Source organism: Flavobacterium ammonificans, from assembly GCF_020885975.1.
GTDB classification, from domain to species: domain Bacteria; phylum Bacteroidota; class Bacteroidia; order Flavobacteriales; family Flavobacteriaceae; genus Flavobacterium; species Flavobacterium ammonificans.
In genome coordinates this window covers 991777-1011469 of the sequence record NZ_AP025183.1, presented here as the reverse complement: position 1 = coordinate 1011469, position 19693 = coordinate 991777, and the positions used below count along the sequence as shown (strand labels likewise).

Sequence of the window (19693 nt, the reverse complement as noted above, 5' to 3'; positions counted from 1 at the left end):
TAATATTAAGAAAACTCGTTTTTTTTTATATGTTGTATTTCAATACGAATGTAACAAACCTAGGGAGGATAATCGTCTCATTGGCATTGTATCCATTCACGCTAAACGAGTTATTCAACCTTGACTTGGTATTCAATAAATTATTCGCTTGAATTCTGTATTCCAATTTGGCATCTTTTTTAGCATAATTGATACTTGCTGCCATAATTTTAAAATCATTGGTTAACCCAGAAGTTTCATTTCTAAATCGGTTGAACGAATAATCCCAATTGATATTCATTCCTTCTAAGAAATAATAATTCAATTTCACATTTGGACTCTGAGTGGTAAATGCATTATTTGCTTGCTCAGAAAAATTGATTCTATACCCTAAATCAATATTTGGAAGCTTCTTGAATTGAGTCCCCAACGTTAGATTGTACCCGTGATTAATATTTTCAATTCCTTGGATAAATTCTTTAACGGCTCCGCCAATAATAGCTCTATTAAGGACAAAATTTCTATTCCAACTGGCATTTACTCCACCAGATATCTTGTAATATTTTTTAAAACTTTTAGAATAAAAAAGAGTACTATTCAAATTTTCATTTTCAGCATCTAAATTCAATCGATCAGAAGTAGAATAAATCCCTTGGAATAAAATTCCATTGACAACAGGATTTTTAGTAGTTGTATAGGATATATTTCCAAAAATTGTAGTGAAATTATACAAATTGTATTTAGAGTAATTCAATCGGTGTGAGGTAATTAATGAATTTTCTAATCCTGAATTTCCTCTTGCTATACTATTAAAATTAGTAAAAACATATCCTTCAACCAAAGAGTTAATATCGTTAAAGCCGTTTTTAACGCTGTAATTATAGGTAATGTTTTCTGATTTTTTCATATCCCATCTCGCAAATACATCTGGTAAAAATCGATTGAAATTCAATTGAAACGGTCTGTTAAATTGGGTGTTATTGGTACGGTATTGATGGTATGATATCCCAGGATTAAAGGTAAACTTTCCTAACATAAACTTGTAGTGAACTCCTAAGAATGCGTCGTTAAATGAATAACGAACTTGATTACTATATAATGCATTGTCTATTTCAACGACAGACTTGTCTTGTAATATTTGTAATAAACTAGAGTTATACGATTGGAAAGCATTGGTATTCCCCACCGTTAAGTTCAAAATACTTTTATTGGTAATTTGATAGAAGTAATCCAATTTAGCATCCAACTTATTCGTTTTAACGAATCTGGATTGCTCTATATTTAAGGTGCTTTCCCTAACAAAAATAGAACTAGGATCATTAGGGTTTGATGTATTTGAGTTTTGATATGGATTTACTGATAATTGAGGATTGTAAAATGGATCTTCATCCTCATACTGATGTTGCATCTCAACTACCCAAGTGCTTTTTGGATTTTGAGTATAAAACAAGTTTAAACTTTGATTGAATGAAATAGGGTCTTGTTCTTGAAAAGAAAAAATAGAATTCGAGCTATTAATTGGAATTGAATTAATAAATGACGTATAATTCGTTTGGTTAACGTTGTCTTCTTGTTGCCCATTTTTTCTTAAAAAGGCATCATAATCCAATTGAAAATTATCATTGGGTTTGAACTTGGATCCGAATTTAGAAATAAAGGCTATATTTTTTGAATCGGTTTGATTTTTTCTATTTTCAAGAGTTGCGATTTGAGTAGTATTGGGCTGAAATATACCGCGCTCTGAATTAGTAATGGACTGATTATAGGTTGAAGAATAGGCTCCGAATCCTGAAACCGACCATTTTTTTGAAAACGAATGATTCAAATTCAGTGCCCCGAATTTATCCGTCATTTTAGCCACATTATCTCCGCCAGATAAACCGAAGAAGTTTCGATTCAAATTCAATGAAGTCCCGTTTCTACCGATAGTATTTCTTGCTCCTCCTGTTATTCTGAAAAAATCAGCGGATGTTAAAGAAACTTCGCCAATATTATTCAAGTTAACAATAGTATTGACACTCGTTTTTGGAGAATAATAAAATAATTTTGGATTAACAATATATCCTCTATCATTAGCTGCACCAGCACTTATATCTCCAAACCAAAATTTATCTTTTTCTTTTTTCAGTTTAATATTAATTGCGATATCGTCATTATTATTTTCAATCCCTTTCATTTGAGAAACTTCATTGAAATTACGCATCACTTGTACTTTATCTACCGCATCAGAAGGGATGTTTTTAGAACCCAATTTTGTGTCGCCTTCCATAAATGGCTTTCCGTCAACAAAAAGTTTTCTTACTTGTTTCCCTTCTACTTGAATTTGTCCATCTGACGACACTTCAAATCCAGGCAGTTTTTTAAAGACGTCTTCTAATTTTCGTTCTTCCCCAGTTTTGAATGAATCTGTGTTGTACACAATAGTATCGCCTTTGATAGAAACAGGCATTTCACGAACAATTTCAACACCTGCCAATTCAATTCCGCCAGAATCCATTGTGATATTCTGAACTATATTTTCTGATTTTGTAGTCACTGAAATTTCTTTGTTTTGCATTCCAATATAACTCAGCTTTACAATGTAGGACGTATTCGATTTTAGATTCAAAACAAACTTCCCTTTATCACTAGTAATGGCATAGGCATCCATCGCTTTAGACGTTTGATTGACTGCCATAACATTAGCCATTTCGAGTGGCGCTTTTTCAGAATCGAGAACAATCCCTTCAAAACGCACATTCTGACCATAAACGAAAGGCATTACTAACAATATGATAAACAGAATTATTTTTTTCATTCCAATCAATTTATAATTAAAGTCTTTTATATTTTATTGCCCCATTCGTATTTGGAATCCGCCACCACCACTACGACCTTGGTTCATTTCTCTAAACTCTTCCATTTTTTTCACTACAATTTCATCATATTCATTTTGAGAGACTGTTTTGCCTTTTGAAGGCGCTTTAATTTCAGTTTTTTCTTTTGGATTCAAAACCACTTTAGAACAAAGAATAATTGTTTTACCATCGTTTACCTCTAAAATCAAACCAGGTAAACCCCAATATCCTTCAGGTCCTTGACTTACTGGAATTTCAGGAGTATACCAAGCTGTAATCGTAATTTCTTTTGGCAATTCCAGGGCGTCCATAAAACTAGTTTTAGGCGCTTCCTTTGGTTTTTCTTGTTGTGCAGTTTCTTCTTTTTTAGGCGAATCTTTTTGTGCTGCTTCTTCTTTTTTTGGACGGAAGTTTCTAAAATCTGTTTTGCTAGCGGCTTTCACTGCAGTAGCTTTGTAACAGGTGTATCCGCCTATTACTCTGGTTTCAGCTTCCATTTTCCAATTAAAACTGGCTAAGGAATCTTTTACTAAAAATTCCTTACCCATAAAATCTTTGTCAACACTATACGTTTTATCTTTTACATTTTTATAGTAAGTACCTCCGCCACCTGTCATTGAACTCATCATACGAAATCCTCCTCCTTGATTTGAAGCCTCTAATTTTTCTTCTTCTTTATAAATTGAAGCCGATTTGTCAAAATTTAAAACAAAGGTTTTTTCAAACATTTTTTTCATTCGCTCTTCCATCATTTTTTGCATATCCGGAGTTATGCTTTTATTTCCTTCAAAGCGCGCTTTAAAATCTGAGGTGCTGGTTTTCGATTCGTACACCGCCATCCCTTGGAAATCTTTTTGGGCGAAAGTATTAGTATAAACTAATGCAAAGAAAAATAGTAGTATTGTTTTTTTCATCGGGTATTGATTTATGGGTTATTTGTGCAAATATGTCGAATAAACTTCGATTTGTTACCAAAAAAATGTTAAATACTTTTTATAGACTAGTTGAAAATCAAATGGTTTAATGCCAATTCATATAATAAAGGCGAAATAAACAAACAACCAATGAATTCTTCAATTGTGAATAAATCATTCGATAAAATGTGTGGCAAACATTAATTTTTATCTATTTTTACCCCTTTAGAAATTTATCAATTATTAAATCACACTACCGTAATGCATATAGCAGTAGCAGGAAACATAGGTTCAGGAAAAACAACATTAACTAATTTATTGGCTAAACATTTCAAATGGGAACCTCATTTTGAAGACGTAGTTGATAATCCGTATTTGGATGATTTCTATCACCAAATGGAGCGTTGGTCATTCAACTTGCAAATTTATTTCTTAAACAGTCGTTTTCGTCAAGTAATGCAAATTCGCGAAAGCGGTAAAAAAATCATTCAAGACAGAACGATTTACGAAGATGCTCACATCTTTGCTCCCAACTTACACGCGATGGGTTTGATGACCAATCGTGATTACCAAAACTATTCTTCCCTTTTTGAGTTGATGGAATCTTTGGTAAAAGCACCTGATTTATTGATTTACTTGCGTAGTTCTATTCCTAATTTAGTAGGTCAAATTCACAAACGTGGTCGCGAGTACGAAAACTCGATTTCAATTGATTACTTAAGCCGTTTGAACGAACGTTATGAGGCTTGGATTCATACCTATGACCGAGGGAAATTGTTAATTATCGACGTAGACAATATTAATTTTGTTGACAATCCAGAAGATTTAGGAAACATCATTAACCGAATTGATGCTGAAATCAACGGTCTGTTTTAATCTAAATCAAAATTATAGTATAAAAAAATGCCTCAATTTCTTGAGGCATTTTTATTAGTTTAAAATTGAAATCTATTTAATAGCTTCAACTTTGGCTTTCACTTCAGCTTCTGTTCCTTCAAAAACTTGAACAGTTTGTTTTCCGTTTTCAGAAACAGTAACTGTTGCTTTTACTTTACCGTTTTCATTGGTCATTTGAACATTCACTTGTTTTTTAGCTTCTCCTTTTTTTGCACAACAGGCTTTTTCTTCTTTCGCTATGTATTTACCATTAGCATCATACTTAGATAAACACATTGCTTTTTGCTCTGGAGTACATTTCAGACTGTCGCACATTTTAGCACATTCGTCTTTAGTCATAGTAGCGCATTTGCTCATATCACAATTACCCATCATTTCTCCTTCTTCACACGATTTCATCTCAACATGGTAAGTCATTTCTTTGTGAGTCGTACTTCCTTCTCCTAAGATTGGTGCAATTACTAATCCAATCAAACACGTCAATTTAATTAAAATGTTCATTGATGGACCAGACGTATCTTTAAACGGATCTCCAACAGTATCTCCAGTTACAGCTGCTTTGTGTGCGTCTGAACCTTTGTAGGTCATTTCACCATTGATTTCAACTCCTGCTTCAAAAGATTTTTTAGCATTGTCCCAAGCTCCTCCAGCATTGTTTTGGAACACTGCCCAAAGCACACCTGAAACGGTAACTCCTGCCATATAACCGCCTAACATTTCTGCGATTAATTGGTTATTATCAGCATATACTAATTTACCTAAAAGAACAATCGCAATTGGGAAACCAATCGTTAAGATTCCTGGTAACATCATTTCGCGTAAAGCCGCTTTAGTAGAAATCTCCACGCATTTACCGTATTCTGGTTTGCCAGTTCCTTCCATAATTCCTGGAATTTCTTTGAACTGACGACGTACTTCGTACACCATATCCATTGCTGCTTTTCCTACAGAATTCATTGCCAAAGCAGAGAATACTACTGGAATCATTCCTCCAACAAACAACATGGCCAAAACAGGAGCTTTGAAAATATTGATTCCGTCAATACCTGTAAAGGTTACATAGGCCGCAAATAAAGCTAAAGAGGTTAAAGCCGCCGAAGCAATGGCGAAACCTTTTCCAGTTGCTGCAGTTGTGTTTCCAACAGAATCCAAAATATCGGTACGTGTACGCACTTCTTTTGGTAATTCACTCATTTCAGCAATACCTCCAGCGTTGTCAGAAATAGGTCCGAAAGCATCAATTGCCAATTGCATTGCTGTTGTAGCCATCATCGCCGAAGCTGCTAAAGCTACCCCATAGAATCCTGCAAAAGCATAGGAAGACCAAATAGCTGCAGCAAATAAAATTACGGTTGGGAAAGTAGAAATCATTCCTGTTGCCAAACCAGCAATTACGTTAGTTCCAGCACCTGTTGATGATTTTTGAACAATCGCCAAAACGGGTTTTGTACCTAATCCTGTATAATATTCTGTTACCGATGAAATCGCACCACCAACAATTAAACCTACAATAGTAGCATAGAATACACGCATAGATGAAATGTCTTTCAATCCTTCGCCATAGAATTCCATTTTCATAGTAGCAGGCAACATGTACTCAACTAAAAAGTAACAGGCTACTAAAGTCAATGCAATAGAAACCCAGTTTCCAATGTTCAATGCTTTTTGTACTTGTGCTTCTTTAGCATCGTCACTTGAAATTTTCACTAACATCGTTCCGATGATAGAAAATAAGATTCCAAAACCAGCAATCGCCATTGGCAACAAAATTGGTCCGATTCCGCCAAAAGCGTCTTCGATTGTACCACCCATATCTTTAATCACATAGTTTCCAAGCACCATCGCCGCTAAAACCGTTGCCACATACGAACCAAATAAATCGGCACCCATTCCGGCAACATCTCCTACGTTATCACCAACGTTATCAGCAATAGTAGCAGGGTTACGTGGATCATCTTCTGGAATACCTGCTTCTACTTTACCAACTAAGTCAGCCCCTACATCGGCAGCTTTAGTGTAAATACCTCCGCCCACACGTGCAAATAAAGCAATTGATTCAGCACCCAATGAGAATCCTGCTAAAGTTTCTAATACAATAGTCATTTTTTCAGTTCCATCAACTCCCCAAACTCCGTCCATAAAGAAATGAAAGAAGAAAATAAAGAAAGCTGTTAAACCTAAAACTGCTAAACCTGCAACGCCTAAGCCCATTACCGTTCCACCTCCAAAAGAAACTTTTAAAGCTTGTGGCAAACTCGTACGAGCCGCTTGAGTGGTTCTTACATTAGTTTTGGTTGCTATTTTCATTCCCATATTACCTGCTAAAGCAGAAAAGAAAGCCCCAAAAATGAAGGCTACTACAATTAATATATGTGTTGTAGGAACTATAAAAGAAATCCCCGCTAAAACGGCGCTAGCGCCAATAACGAAGAACGTCAATAATCTGTATTCTGCTTTAAGAAACGCCAAGGCACCCTCGTAAATGTAATCTGAAATCTCTTTCATCTTTCCATCTCCAGCGTCTTGTTTTAGTACCCAAGCTCTTTTAACCGCCATGAACAAAAGTCCAATAATTGCCATTACTATTGGCAAGTAAATCATAAATGCATTCATAAAAAATAATTTTGGTTTAATTAATAATTCATTGATAACGAACGAATTTAAACAAAAAAGCAATACTCTTTTCAGAATATTGCTTTTTTTATATGAATTAACTAAAAAAATTATTTAATACTAAATAAGTTTTTAGGTTTGTTTTCAATCGCATCGAAACGCTCTGTACATTCTTTAATGATCGCGTACGCTTCGTTCACATCTCCCCAACCTTCAACATCAACTTGCTTGTTTTCTAAGTCTTTGTAGACTTGGAAAAAATGCTCAATTTCTTTGATTAAGTGTGGGTTTACATCGCTTAAATCATTTAATGAATTCCAAATTGGATCAGAAACCGGAACACAAATTACTTTCTCATCTGGTCCTTTATCATCTGCCATGTGGAAAACACCAATTGGTTTTACTTCCATTACACAACCCGGAAAAGTAGGCTCATTAATCAATACCAAAACGTCTAGTGGATCTCCGTCTAAAGCTAAGGTTTCAGGAATAAATCCGTAATCAGCTGGGTACATCATAGAAGAGAATAACATTCTGTCAAAACGCATTCTTCTAATCTTAAAATCGTATTCGTATTTGTTTCTACTTCCTCTTGGTATTTCGATTAAAACATCGAAAGTTTTTAATTTGTCTGCAGTCATTGTATTTGTTGTATTTTTCTTTTAAAATTTGGTGCAAAAGTAAGGAAACTATACGTTTTTACAAGAGTAAATTGAAGATATCTCTAGAATATTTTAAAACCGTTGCATTTTAGCCAATAATTAGAAAAAACAACAACGCTTCCATTATTCAAAATAATAACAAAGCTTCCAGTCTTTGGTAGGCTGGAAGCTTTGTATATAAATAGTCTGTTTTAATTAAAAGTGAAATCCAAAAGCGCCTTTAATGGCAAATTTATTGGCATCTGGAGTATTTAAATAGCTGCCTCGCCATGAAAAATCAATACGAAATACTTTAAATATGTTGCCAATGCCCGCGCTGTATTCCCAATAGACATTTTCAGGAGCATTATAAGCCAATCCAGAAGCATTGATCAATCGGTTCTCCTCCGATATTGTTCCATAAACAGCTCGTATTCCTATGATTTCGCGCCAGTTTAATTTTCGCATAAAAGGAATGCGAGAAAAAATGCGTCCGTTAAAATTATGATCCCATTTTAAAGTAGCATACTGATCGCTTAAAAATTCATAAAAATTAAGATTATTAAAGGTGTTCTCAATTATAAAATAGGTTTGGTTCCCAGGAATCACGCTCATTAATCCAAGTGGAATAGTGCCAAAAGTTTTTCCTAACTCCATGGTAATATTCGTTCTACCCAATGGACCAATGATGAAAGGTTGTTTATAATACAATTGCAATTTATCATACTTGAAATCACTGTTCAACACTCCTTTGAATCCGTGACTGTAATTGACAAAAAAGCGACTGTAAGGATTGTCTACGACATCTCTTTCTACTCCGTAACCAATCGTCTTTCTTTTAGGCATGAACTCAATTTGAATATTAGCTTCCGATTGTTTTACCTCGCTCTGAGTAGCCATTCTAGAAGCATCTGTGTAATAATCCAAACTAAAAGTAGGCGATGCGGACGCCAAAGTACGATGAGAAATCCCTGCTTGGAAAATAAGGTTTTTCACTGGCTCAATTTCAACTGAAAAGGTCGTTAGATTGATATTGGTTAACTTCCCATTATTTCCAGTAGTAAATAAAGCGGATGAAGCAAAACTTCGCCCCATCACATCATTAGTAGTAGTTAAACTCGCTCCTATTTGCTCAATATCACGTCGATTACCTCCTGAGAGAATAAGTCGGTTTTTCTTATCCACCATCCATTTCCCTGAAAAGCCGTATTTTAATTGTTGGTCTTTCAATCCATAAGCGGTAAACGCTTGAATTCGCCATGGATCATTTGGGCCAAAATAGGTTCTTCCACCAACACGCAATCGAACTCCTTCTACTTCGTTAAAACCTAATGAAGAAAAGATAGGTCCGTAATCAAAGTTCTTAAACTCGACATAACCGCTACCCAAAATAGAAACCAAACTGTACATCTGTTTGAACTTTTTGACGGTTTGAAGCGTATCCAGCATTTTATAAACTCCGGCCTCATCTTTATTTAATTTTTCGAAACGGTTTTCATGCCAATATTCTTCTGACTTTTTGTACACATCGTTGTCAATGAAATTCACTTCCTCTTTATAAAAAGCGAGCGGTTTTTCTTTATTGAATTCATGATTGCGATACAAAGTAGTTCTTTTTCCATACACCCCTTTTGAGTCTTCTTTCTTATTCAAGGCAAAATCAGACATCATATAATCTTTTGTCAACAAGAAAACAGAATCGTTAACAACTTCAAATTCTTGTTCAATATAAATGTCTTTAATCCAGTTAATGTTAGCACTTTTAGTCACTGCCATATTAATTTTTTTAATGGCAAAAGTGGTGTCATTCACCCAAAAATCACCTTTGAATGTCAATTCGTTTTTGCGTCTTGGATAAAATAAAATATTGTAACATTTTTTATTGTCAATATAAGCGCTGTCTCTTAATACATAATTATAGACATCAATACCCGTTCGAGACAATGGGCTTGTAAAACTCTTGTCGAAAAAAGTCAAGTAATTGTTATAAATCGAATAATCGGTATATAAATCTTTGATAAAAGATAAAATCTGTTGATTTCCCTCAAAGCCTGAAGTTTTATTTGCTTTCAGTTTTTCTTTCACCTTTTTTTGGCGGTTATCCCCGAAAACATCAGATAAAGATTCGTTGATAAAGATAGGCAAGTAGGTTTTCCCCGTAACTTTAGAAGTATCCACATGTTTGAAAACAAACTCCATACCCTTGAAAATTTTATTTTTCATGAAAGCACTATCAATAGTGTTCATGTCAAACTCTACCTTCTCGTACTTTTCAAATTGGTATTGATTGAACTGATACAAGCCGTTCTTACGTTTTCGTTCCCAAATTTTTCGAAGAATATCCAAAGCCGGATTATTTTTTTTAGACGTTTTACCAGTAAATATAACTACCTCGTTTAAAGATTCAGCTTCATTTAAGATTGCTTTTAAATTGTAAACAACACTATTTTCTAGGATAATTTCTCTTTCTGAATATCCCGCTGACGAAATAATTAAAACGCTATGTTTTTGAGGAGACTCAATATAAAATCGCCCATCCTCATTGGCCACTACACCTATATTTGATTTTTTGAACACAACGTTGGCAAAAGGAATTGGCTGTTTTGATTTATCCAAAACAATTCCGCTGACTTTGGTCTGTGCTACAATCCACTGACTTAGAATCAGAAAAACAAATAGAATGATTTTAGAGAATTTGGCTGTCATAATTTAAAAAAAATCTCCATCAAATAGAACATCTGATGAAGATTCAAAGGTAATCTTTATATCATTGTTTAAAAAACAATAAATGAATTGTATTTATCTATTTAGCACTTTTTTTACTGCTTTGATAACATCATCAGCATTAGGCAACCATTCTTTCAATAATACAGGAGAGTATGGAGCAGGAGTATCTGCTGTTGTGATACGCTGAATCGGGGCATCTAAAAAGTCAAAAGCACGTTCTTGAACAATGTACGTAATTTCAGAAGCAACACTTGCAAACGGCCAAGCTTCTTCAAGAACAACCAATCTATTTGTTTTTCTAACCGAAGTTAAAATAGCATCATAATCCATTGGACGTACCGTTCTTAAATCAATTATCTCGCAAGATATTCCTTCTTTTGCTAATTCATCTGCAGCAATAAACGCTTCTTTGATAATTTTTCCAAAAGAAACTATTGTAACATCGGTTCCTTCACGTTTGATATCTGCAACTCCAAGTGGAATAGTATATTCTCCATCAGGCACTTCACCTTTATCACCATACATTTGTTCTGATTCCATAAAAATTACAGGATCGTTATCACGAATGGCTGCTTTTAATAAACCTTTTGCATCATAAGGAGTTGATGGTACTACCACTTTAAGTCCTGGTGTATTGGCAAACCAATTCTCTAAAGCTTGAGAGTGAGTTGCTCCTAACTGTCCTGCAGAAGCTGTTGGTCCTCTAAAAACAATTGGCACATTAAATTGACCACCAGACATTTGACGCATCTTAGCAGCATTACTTATAATTTGATCAATTCCCACTAAACAGAAATTGAATGTCATGTACTCTACAATTGGACGACAACCGTTCATGGCTGAACCTACTGCAATCCCAGAAAAACCAAGTTCTGCAATTGGAGTGTCTATAACTCTCTTTTCGCCAAACTCAGCTAGCATTCCTTTAGAAGCTTTATAAGCACCATTGTATTCAGCAACTTCTTCACCCATTAAATATATGGATTCATCGCGGCGCATTTCTTCACTCATCGCCTCACAAATAGCCTCTCTAAATTGAATCGTTCTCATAATTGTTTAGTTATATATGTAATTTCGAAAGCGCAAAAATAAATATTTTATATTACTTAAAAGCATAAAATCTACTAAAATATCAAAAGTTGTATTTCACTATTTATAGTATTTGTTCAACTAGTTTAATAGTTGAAATAAGGCAAATTAGGTAAAAAGTTAAAAAAATAATAAATTAAATAAAAATATTATGCGCGCATAGTAAATATTCATTTTTATTCTATAGATTTGTACAATACAAAAGATAAAAAAACGTATTCTTATGAAAATATTAGTTTGCATCAGCCATGTACCTGATACTACTTCGAAAATTAATTTTACTAATGGTGATACCGAATTTGACACTAATGGGGTTCAATTTGTGATCAATCCTAACGATGAATTTGGTTTAACAAGAGCTATTTGGTTTCAAGAGCAACAAGGCGCTCACGTTACTGTAATTAATGTTGGTGGACCAGAAACCGAACCTACATTGAGAAAAGCACTAGCTATTGGTGCAGATGAAGCAATTCGAATCAATGCTAATCCAACAGATGGTTTTTTTGTAGCTAAACAATTAGCGCAAGTTATTCAAACCGGAGGCTACGATTTAATTATTGCTGGAAAAGAATCTTTAGATTATAATGGTGGAATGGTTCCGGGGATGATAGCTTCATTACTAGACTATAACTTTATTAATTCTTGTGTTGGTTTAACTGTAGATGGCACTAGTGCTACTGCAAGTAGAGAAATTGACGGAGGTAAAGAAATTTTATCTTCTTCTTTACCATTAATTATTGGTGGTCAAAAAGGATTGGTAGAAGAAAAAGACTTAAAAATTCCAAACATGAGAGGAATTATGACGGCACGAACTAAAGCCTTAACTATTTTAGAACCTGTTCAGGCTGACGCAAAAACCAAATCAATCCAATTTGAAAAACCTGCAGCTAAATCTGCTGTAAAACTTGTTGATGCTGACAACCTTGATGAATTAATCAATTTGTTACACAATGAAGCTAAAGTAATTTAGTTCTCCAAACAATCAAATTAGTATAAAAAATTTAAAAATATAAACATGTCTGTATTACTATTCGCTGAATCATCAGATGGAAAATTTAAAAAAGTAGCTTTTGAGTTGGCTTCCTATGCTAAAAAAATAGCCGAAACAACTGGAACTACTGTGACTGCAGTCACTATCAATATGAATGACGTATCAGAATTATCAAAGTACGGTGTAAATAAAGTCCTTAAAGTAACAAACGAATCTTTATCAGGGTTTTCTGCAAAAGCTTATGCTAATGTAATTGCTCAAGCTGCTAAAAAAGAAAGTAGCACTATAGTTGTTGTATCATCAACAACGGATAGTATTTATCTTTCGTCCATTTTAGCAGTAAAATTAAATGCTGGTTTATCATCCAATGTAGTTGGGCTTCCAATAAGCATTTCGCCTTTTCAAGTAAAGAGAACTGCTTTTTCTAACAAAGCATTTACTGTTACTGAAATGACTTCTGAAACTAAAATAATCGGACTTGCGAAAAACTCTTTTGGTATTATCGAAAGTGCGGTAACTGGTTCTGAAGAAGATTTTAATCCTTCAATTGATGCTACTGATTTTAACGTGAAAATCAATTCTGTAGAAAAAAGTTCTGGAAAAATCTCAATTGCTGATGCTGATGTAGTTGTTTCAGGAGGTAGAGGATTAAAAGGACCAGAAAATTGGGGTATGATTGAGGAATTGGCAGGAGTTCTTGGTGCGGCAACAGCTTGTTCAAAACCGGTATCTGATTTAGGTTGGAGACCACACGGAGAACACGTTGGTCAAACAGGAAAACCTGTTGCAACTAACTTATATATTGCTATTGGTGTTTCTGGAGCAATTCAACATATTGCAGGAATCAATTCGTCTAAAATCAAAGTGGTAATCAATAGTGATCCTGAAGCGCCTTTCTTTAAGGTTGCTGACTACGGAGTTGTAGGTGATGCTTTTGAAATTGTACCAAAATTGATTGAGAAATTTAAAACATTCAAAGCGCAACAGTAATTTTAAATTATTGGTCAAAAGGCTACCTAAAAAGTTGGATATTTGTATATTTGCTTTTTAGGTAGTCTTTTTTTTTGAATACCTACAAATTACATTCAAATGTTATGAGTTTAGTAAAATTATCAATTAAAGGAATTTCGTATAGTCAAACACAAAATGGAGCCTATGCTCTAATCCTAAATGAAGTGGATGGCGATAAAAAATTACCAATTGTTATTGGTGCTTTTGAAGCCCAATCCATTGCTATAGCATTAGAAAAAGAAATCAAACCCCCACGCCCACTCACACACGATTTATTTAAAAATTTTGCAGATCGTTTTGACATCGCTGTAAAGCAAGTTATCATTCACAAACTAGTAGATGGTGTGTTTTATTCGAGCATAATTTGTGAGCGTGATAAAATTGAAGAAATAATTGACGCAAGAACTTCAGACGCAATTGCCTTGGCACTTCGATTTGGAGCTCCGATTTTTACTTATAAAAATATTTTAGACAAGGCTGGAATATTTCTAAACCCGAACGCAGCAGAAACCAACAATGAGCCTCAAACCGTAGATGATTTCCTTTCCCATTCAGAAAATTACGCTAACGAAATGGAATCAAATAGTTCTGGCGATACATATAGCAAATTGAGTTTAAATGATTTAAATGATTTATTAGATGGTGCTGTAGAAAATGAAGATTATGAAAAAGCAGCTAAAATCAGAGACGAAATTTCAAAAAGAGATTTATAAATTTTAAAAATACAAACTATGAAAGTCAAAAATGTTATTTCGTTGTTCTTTATTGGATTCATTTCATTTAGTTCGTTTTCTCAGGATTATTACCTACACTGTGGTTCTATTTTAGACACGCAAACAGGTCAATCAACTAAAAATGCTACTATTATTGTTAAAAACAATAAAATTAGTGCAATTAAAGAAGGGTTTGTTTCTAAAAGCAATGCATCCGATATTGAAATCAACTTAAAAAATAAACACGTACTTCCAGGTTTAATTGATTTGCACGTGCATTTGGAAAGTGAACAAAACCCAAAAAGCTATGCTGCAAAGTATACAAATAACGAAGCAGATGTGGCTTTTGAAGCAGCTCGCTTTGCCGAAATTACCTTACTTGCCGGATTCACAACTGTTCGTGATTTGGGAGGAACTGGAGTAAATATTGCATTACGAAATGCAATTAATAAAGGAATTGCTAAAGGGCCTAGAGTGTACACCGCAGGAAAATCTATAGCTTCAACTGGTGGACATGCTGATCCAACCAATGGAAGTAATCGTTCTTTGATGGGAGATCCGGGGCCTCATGAAGGTGTTGTAAATTCGCCAGAAGACGGAGTAAAAGCAGTACGCCAACGCTACAAAGAAGGTGCTGATGTCATTAAAATTACAGCAACAGGCGGTGTTTTAAGTGTAGCAAAAAATGGAAAAAATCCACAATTTTCAATTGAAGAGATAAAAGCAATAACTACAACTGCTAAAGATTACAACATGTTGACCGCTGCTCATGCTCATGGCGACGAAGGAATGCAAAGAGCGATTCTTGGCGGAATTAAAACTATAGAGCACGGAACTTTCATGAGTGAAGAGACTATGGAGTTAATGAAAAAGTACGACGCCTATTTAGTTCCCACAATTACTGCAGGAAAAGAAGTAGCTATAAAAGCGGAAGTTGAGGGATTTTATCCAGCTATTATTGTGCCTAAGGCTAAGGAAGTTGGGCCTCAAATACAGTCTACTTTTGCAAAAGCATATAAAAAAGGAGTTAAAATAGCTTTTGGCACCGATGCTGGAGTTTATGATCATGGAAAAAACGGTAAAGAGTTTGGCTATATGGTGGAAGCCGGAATGCCGACTTTGGCAGCGATTCAATCTGCTACTACAACTAATGCAATGCTTTTAGGAGTTTCAAACGAAATTGGTCAAATTAAACCGAATTTCTTTGCAGACATTATTGCAGTTGACGAAAATCCACTTAACAATATTAAAACATTAGAAAACGTTCAATTTGTAATGAAAAATGGGGTGGTATATAAAAACCTTTAATATATTCTATCCCAATTAAAAGACAATTAAATTTCCTCAGATGAAACAATATGTAGACTTAGTAAAGCATGTAATGGAAAATGGTTGCCAAAAAGGAGACCGAACTGGAACTGGAACCAAAAGTGTTTTTGGTTACCAAATGCGTTTTGATTTAAATGAGGGTTTTCCAATGGTGACAACAAAAAAACTGCATTTGAAATCCATAATACATGAATTACTATGGTTTTTAAAAGGCTACACCAACATTCAATACTTGCAAGAAAACGGAGTTAAAATTTGGGATGATTGGGCAGATGCAAATGGAAATCTTGGGCCAGTATATGGTCATCAATGGCGCAACTGGAATAGTGAAGAAATTGATCAAATTGAAGACCTAATCAAAGAATTAAAAACAAACCCGAATAGTAGACGTCTTTTAGTATCCGCATGGAATCCATCTGTGCTTCCAGATACCACTAAATCATTTACTGAAAATGTAGCAAATAATAAAGCCGCTTTACCACCATGTCATGCTTTTTTTCAATTTTATGTAGCAGATGGTAAGCTTTCGTGTCAATTATACCAGCGCTCAGCTGATATTTTCCTTGGAGTGCCATTCAACATTGCTTCCTATGCTTTACTGACGATGATGATTGCTCAAGTGTGTAATTTAGGAGTTGGAGAATTCATCCATACGTTTGGTGACGCCCATATTTACAATAATCATTTTGAACAATTGGAGCTTCAGCTTTCTAGAGAACCGAAGCCTTTACCTAAAATGATTTTAAATCCAGCAATTACAAATATTTTTGATTTCACCTTTGATGATTTCACATTAGAAGGATATGACCCGCATCCGGCAATTAAAGGAAGTGTGGCTGTATAAATAAACTTTTAAGAAATCCATCTATATATTTAGTAGCATGATTATAATGATTGCGGCTGTAGCCGAAAACAATGCTTTAGGAAAAGATAATGAACTAGTTTGGCATTTGCCAAATGACTTTAAAAGGTTTAAAGAACTTACGACTGGTCACTACATAATCATGGGGAGAAAAACATTTGAAAGTTTTCCTAAACCACTCCCAAATAGAACCCATGTAGTAATTACAAGACAAAAAGAGTATTCGCCTGATGGCTGTATAGTAGTCAATAGTATCGAAAATGCAATTAAAGTGTGTCCAAAAGATGCTCCCGTATTTATTATTGGTGGTGGAGAAATTTACCAACAAGGATTAGAATACACTGATAAAATAGAAATTACAAAAGTACACGGCCATTTTGATGCCGATACTTTTTTTCCAGAAATTGATTTATCTGTTTGGGAATTGGCAACATCGACTTTTAACGAAAAAGACGAAAAACACTTGTTTTCCTTCACTTATCAAACTTATCTCAGAAAATAATTACTTTCAATGTATCGGGAGAGTAAATGTCTTTTGGTTTGTACTGATTCCATTACCAAATACCACAAAGGCAATAGATCATAATAAATTAAAGTTTCCAAAAACAAATTAATTCTTAAGAACGTATTAGCGTTAAAAACCCCTTAAAAAGAATAGGAGTTTGTAAAACCTGAAGACACAAATAACAATAACACTAAATTATTATTTGCTTTCTTTTTCCTCTCCCAATAAATCATTGAAAATAATTTTCATTTTGTAAAATTCATAATAAATTTTAAAGGCTACAATACCAACATTTAGTGATATTTTAGAATTAAAAAAGCGAGTTAGAAATCCACTAAATCCTTTAATTTAAAGTAGTTTGCTTATATTTGCACAAACTTTAAAAATGGCCAGCAAAATTACCCCTTACAAAGACTCTTCTTTAAGTAAAAAAGAACAGGTTGCTCAAATGTTTGACACTATTTCGGGAAACTACGATAATTTAAATCGTGTCATTTCTTTCGGGATAGACGTAAAATGGCGCAAAAAAGTGCTAAAAATGATAGGGAAATCTCATCCAAAAACCATTTTAGACATCGCAACTGGTACCGGAGATTTAGCCATTTTGATGGCGCAAACCAAAGCAGACAAAATCATTGGTCTGGATATTTCTGCTGGAATGTTAGAAGTAGGTGTGCAAAAAATAGCCAACAAAAACTTATCCAAAACTATCGAGATGGTTTTAGGAGATTCAGAAAACATACCCTTTGAGGATGACTATTTTGATGCAATAACTGTTGCTTTTGGGGTTCGTAATTTTGAGAATCTAGAAAAAGGATTGTCTGAAATTTTACGCGTTTTAAAACCTAAAGGCACTTTCGTGATTTTAGAAACCTCTGTGCCTGACAAAACACCTTATAAACAAGGTTATGAATTTTACAGTAAAAATATTTTACCATTAATTGGAAAATTATTTTCAAAAGACAATGTGGCGTACGGATATTTGTCAGAATCTGCAGCAGCTTTCCCTTATGGTGAAAAGTTAAACAATATTTTACGAAAAATTGGGTTTATAGATGTTGTAGCTTTACCACAAACCTTTGGGGTAGCTACTATTTATTCAGCATCTAAAAAATAATATGAAAAAACGTTGTTCTCTTATTTTACTAGTTTGCTCTATGAGCATTCAGGCTCAATTTAGAGAGAGTATTTTTAGCAAAAACCCTGTTAGACACCTTGAGACTTGGCAACAACAGCCTTTGTATTTTGGGTTTTTCTTAGGTATAAACTCTTATGATTTTAAGTTTGATTACAAAAATGAAATCGAAGATATTCAAGTTCAAAAAACAACTGGATTCAATGTGGGTTTGGTAGCCGATTTGAGGTTGCAAGAATATATTAATTTACGTTTCGAACCCGGATTGTATTACACCAAGCGAATTTTAAATTACCCCACTACTCATTTTTCTTTTGTTCCAAAAGCATCTGACACAATTAGAGAGGTAAACAGTACCTATATTCATCTTCCGCTACTGTTGAAATTTTCAGCTTTACGAACCGGAAATATTCGTCCTTTCATACTAGGAGGCGTTTCCACAACATTGAATTTATCTAGTAATTCAAAATCCACCGACGATAATCTTAGCCAACGGTTTAGAGTAAAAGCTTGGAGTCCGAATTACGAATTAGGCTTTGGAATAGATATTTTTTCTGAGTATTTTATTTTTTCCCCCTCAATAAGAGGCGTATTTAGTCTAAAAGACGAATTAATCCGAGACAATGATCCTATGAGTCCGTGGACTGGAAATATAGAATCAATGAGGACAAGGGGACTCTTTATCAACTTTACTTTTCATTAACTTAAAGCGAAACCCTTCTAAATTCACTTAAAATTATAGCTGTGGCTGTGGCAACATTCAAACTTTCTGTTTTTTGAAGAGTTCCAAATCGAGGAATTGTTAATCGATGTTGAATGCTATTTTCTACTTCTTTTGAAATTCCATTTGCTTCGTTACCCATCACAATAATCCCTTCTTGAGGTAAGGTCGTAGAATAAATATTTTCGCCATTCATAAACGTTCCAAAAACAGGGAGTGAAGTTGTGGAAATAAAATCTTCTAAATTGATATAACTCACATTGACACGAGAAATTGAACCCATAGTCGCTTGGACTACTTTTGGATTATAAACATCAACCGTTTCTTTTGAACAAATCAATTGTTGTATGCCAAACCAATCGCATAAGCGAATTATAGTTCCTAAGTTGCCTGGATCTCTGATAGCGTCTAAGGCTACAATCAAACCCGACTGATATAATTCCTTTTGTTCAGGAATTTTAAAAACTGCTAAACAAGAACTAGCTGTTGTTAAGGCACTGATTTTTTTTAAATCCTCCGATGAAACAATTAGTTTTTTGCTGTCACTAACAGATTTGAAATCATCTTCTGTGGTGTATAACTGATGTAACTCAAAATCGGCATCTAGTAATTCTTGAACAACCTTTATCCCTTCTGCTACAAACATTTTATGAATTAAACGTTGTTTTTTTTGCTGAAGACCCGATATAAACTTTATTTGGTTTTTACTAACCATAAAAAAATGTACTT

Annotated in this window: 16 protein-coding genes; 9 read left to right on the top strand and 7 right to left on the bottom strand. The window is 34.2% G+C overall.

What is annotated here, in order from left to right; genetic code table 11:
- Nucleotides 1-25: 25 nt before the first annotated feature.
- A complete protein-coding gene (locus tag LPC23_RS04395; RefSeq protein ID WP_229331392.1) occupies nucleotides 26-2776 on the bottom strand; it encodes a carboxypeptidase regulatory-like domain-containing protein in 2751 nt (916 codons plus the stop codon).
- 33 nt (nucleotides 2777-2809) lie between these two features.
- A complete protein-coding gene (locus LPC23_RS04390; protein WP_229331390.1) occupies nucleotides 2810-3730 on the bottom strand; it encodes a GLPGLI family protein in 921 nt (306 codons plus the stop codon).
- Between the two features lie 261 nt (nucleotides 3731-3991).
- On the opposite strand from LPC23_RS04390, the gene LPC23_RS04385 reads away from it, so the two are divergent.
- Nucleotides 3992-4606, top strand: a complete 615-nt coding sequence (locus tag LPC23_RS04385; RefSeq protein WP_229331388.1) for a deoxynucleoside kinase — start codon at nucleotides 3992-3994, stop codon at nucleotides 4604-4606.
- Nucleotides 4607-4678: 72 nt separating this feature from the next.
- Here LPC23_RS04385 and LPC23_RS04380 read toward each other — a convergent pair whose 3' ends face one another.
- From LPC23_RS04380 to LPC23_RS04365, 4 genes are all read right to left on the bottom strand, one after another.
- Nucleotides 4679-7240: a sodium-translocating pyrophosphatase gene (locus LPC23_RS04380; protein ID WP_229331386.1), complete on the bottom strand. Its 2562-nt coding sequence runs from the start codon at nucleotides 7238-7240 to the stop codon at nucleotides 4679-4681.
- Nucleotides 7241-7350: 110 nt separating this feature from the next.
- The gene (locus LPC23_RS04375; protein ID WP_229326914.1) at nucleotides 7351-7881 is read right to left on the bottom strand and encodes an inorganic diphosphatase; all 531 of its coding nucleotides are present in this window, start codon (nucleotides 7879-7881) and stop codon (nucleotides 7351-7353) included.
- Between the two features lie 216 nt (nucleotides 7882-8097).
- Nucleotides 8098-10587 carry a DUF5686 family protein gene (locus tag LPC23_RS04370; RefSeq protein ID WP_229331384.1) on the bottom strand — a complete coding sequence of 830 codons (2490 nt, stop codon included), beginning with the start codon at nucleotides 10585-10587 and terminating at the stop codon, nucleotides 8098-8100.
- 93 nt (nucleotides 10588-10680) lie between these two features.
- The gene (locus LPC23_RS04365; RefSeq protein ID WP_229326910.1) at nucleotides 10681-11658 is read right to left on the bottom strand and encodes a pyruvate dehydrogenase complex E1 component subunit beta; all 978 of its coding nucleotides are present in this window, start codon (nucleotides 11656-11658) and stop codon (nucleotides 10681-10683) included.
- A 262-nt stretch (nucleotides 11659-11920) separates the two neighbouring features.
- Between LPC23_RS04365 and LPC23_RS04360 the strand changes: the two genes are divergently transcribed.
- The 8 genes from LPC23_RS04360 to porT all read left to right on the top strand — a co-directional run bounded on the left by LPC23_RS04360 (nucleotide 11921) and on the right by porT (nucleotide 18946).
- Nucleotides 11921-12667, top strand: a complete 747-nt coding sequence (locus tag LPC23_RS04360) for an electron transfer flavoprotein subunit beta/FixA family protein (RefSeq protein ID WP_229331382.1) — start codon at nucleotides 11921-11923, stop codon at nucleotides 12665-12667.
- A 45-nt stretch (nucleotides 12668-12712) separates the two neighbouring features.
- Nucleotides 12713-13678 (top strand): electron transfer flavoprotein subunit alpha/FixB family protein, encoded by a 966-nt coding sequence (locus LPC23_RS04355; RefSeq protein ID WP_229331380.1) that lies wholly within the window; start codon nucleotides 12713-12715, stop codon nucleotides 13676-13678.
- Between the two features lie 104 nt (nucleotides 13679-13782).
- Nucleotides 13783-14412, top strand: a complete 630-nt coding sequence (locus tag LPC23_RS04350) for a bifunctional nuclease family protein (RefSeq protein WP_229331378.1) — start codon at nucleotides 13783-13785, stop codon at nucleotides 14410-14412.
- Nucleotides 14413-14430: 18 nt separating this feature from the next.
- A complete protein-coding gene (locus tag LPC23_RS04345) occupies nucleotides 14431-15720 on the top strand; it encodes a metal-dependent hydrolase family protein (RefSeq protein ID WP_229331376.1) in 1290 nt (429 codons plus the stop codon).
- 40 nt (nucleotides 15721-15760) lie between these two features.
- On the top strand, nucleotides 15761-16585 hold the full coding sequence (locus tag LPC23_RS04340) for a thymidylate synthase (protein WP_229331374.1): 825 nt from the start codon (nucleotides 15761-15763) through the stop codon (nucleotides 16583-16585).
- Nucleotides 16586-16622: 37 nt separating this feature from the next.
- On the top strand, nucleotides 16623-17105 hold the full coding sequence (locus tag LPC23_RS04335; RefSeq protein WP_229331372.1) for a dihydrofolate reductase: 483 nt from the start codon (nucleotides 16623-16625) through the stop codon (nucleotides 17103-17105).
- A gap of 388 nt (nucleotides 17106-17493) precedes the next feature.
- Nucleotides 17494-18225: a bifunctional demethylmenaquinone methyltransferase/2-methoxy-6-polyprenyl-1,4-benzoquinol methylase UbiE gene (ubiE, locus tag LPC23_RS04330; protein WP_229331370.1), complete on the top strand. Its 732-nt coding sequence runs from the start codon at nucleotides 17494-17496 to the stop codon at nucleotides 18223-18225.
- Between the two features lies 1 nt (nucleotide 18226).
- Entirely contained in the window at nucleotides 18227-18946 is a 720-nt protein-coding gene (gene porT / locus LPC23_RS04325) for a type IX secretion/gliding motility protein PorT/SprT (protein ID WP_420842316.1), read from the top strand.
- 1 nt (nucleotide 18947) lies between these two features.
- Here the strand turns inward: porT and LPC23_RS04320 are convergent, their stop codons facing one another.
- Nucleotides 18948-19679 (bottom strand): TrmH family RNA methyltransferase, encoded by a 732-nt coding sequence (locus tag LPC23_RS04320; protein ID WP_229331365.1) that lies wholly within the window; start codon nucleotides 19677-19679, stop codon nucleotides 18948-18950.
- Nucleotides 19680-19693 lie beyond the last annotated feature (14 nt).

Excerpts from the sequence above, each read along its gene's own strand:
- LPC23_RS04345 (WP_229331376.1), top strand. The coding sequence starts at position 14,431 with ATGAAAGTCAAAAATGTTATTTCGTTGTTCTTTATTGGATTCATTTCA.
- porT (WP_420842316.1), top strand. The coding sequence starts at position 18,227 with ATGAAAAAACGTTGTTCTCTTATTTTACTAGTTTGCTCTATGAGCATT.
- LPC23_RS04350 (WP_229331378.1), top strand. The coding sequence starts at position 13,783 with ATGAGTTTAGTAAAATTATCAATTAAAGGAATTTCGTATAGTCAAACA.
- LPC23_RS04355 (WP_229331380.1), top strand. The coding sequence starts at position 12,713 with ATGTCTGTATTACTATTCGCTGAATCATCAGATGGAAAATTTAAAAAA.
- LPC23_RS04320 (WP_229331365.1), bottom strand. The coding sequence starts at position 19,679 with ATGGTTAGTAAAAACCAAATAAAGTTTATATCGGGTCTTCAGCAAAAA.
- LPC23_RS04370 (WP_229331384.1), bottom strand. The coding sequence starts at position 10,587 with ATGACAGCCAAATTCTCTAAAATCATTCTATTTGTTTTTCTGATTCTA.
- LPC23_RS04395 (WP_229331392.1), bottom strand. The coding sequence starts at position 2,776 with ATGAAAAAAATAATTCTGTTTATCATATTGTTAGTAATGCCTTTCGTT.
- LPC23_RS04360 (WP_229331382.1), top strand. The coding sequence starts at position 11,921 with ATGAAAATATTAGTTTGCATCAGCCATGTACCTGATACTACTTCGAAA.
- ubiE (WP_229331370.1), top strand. The coding sequence starts at position 17,494 with ATGGCCAGCAAAATTACCCCTTACAAAGACTCTTCTTTAAGTAAAAAA.
- LPC23_RS04385 (WP_229331388.1), top strand. The coding sequence starts at position 3,992 with ATGCATATAGCAGTAGCAGGAAACATAGGTTCAGGAAAAACAACATTA.
- LPC23_RS04340 (WP_229331374.1), top strand. The coding sequence starts at position 15,761 with ATGAAACAATATGTAGACTTAGTAAAGCATGTAATGGAAAATGGTTGC.
- LPC23_RS04380 (WP_229331386.1), bottom strand. The coding sequence starts at position 7,240 with ATGAATGCATTTATGATTTACTTGCCAATAGTAATGGCAATTATTGGA.
- LPC23_RS04335 (WP_229331372.1), top strand. The coding sequence starts at position 16,623 with ATGATTATAATGATTGCGGCTGTAGCCGAAAACAATGCTTTAGGAAAA.
- LPC23_RS04375 (WP_229326914.1), bottom strand. The coding sequence starts at position 7,881 with ATGACTGCAGACAAATTAAAAACTTTCGATGTTTTAATCGAAATACCA.
- LPC23_RS04365 (WP_229326910.1), bottom strand. The coding sequence starts at position 11,658 with ATGAGAACGATTCAATTTAGAGAGGCTATTTGTGAGGCGATGAGTGAA.
- LPC23_RS04390 (WP_229331390.1), bottom strand. The coding sequence starts at position 3,730 with ATGAAAAAAACAATACTACTATTTTTCTTTGCATTAGTTTATACTAAT.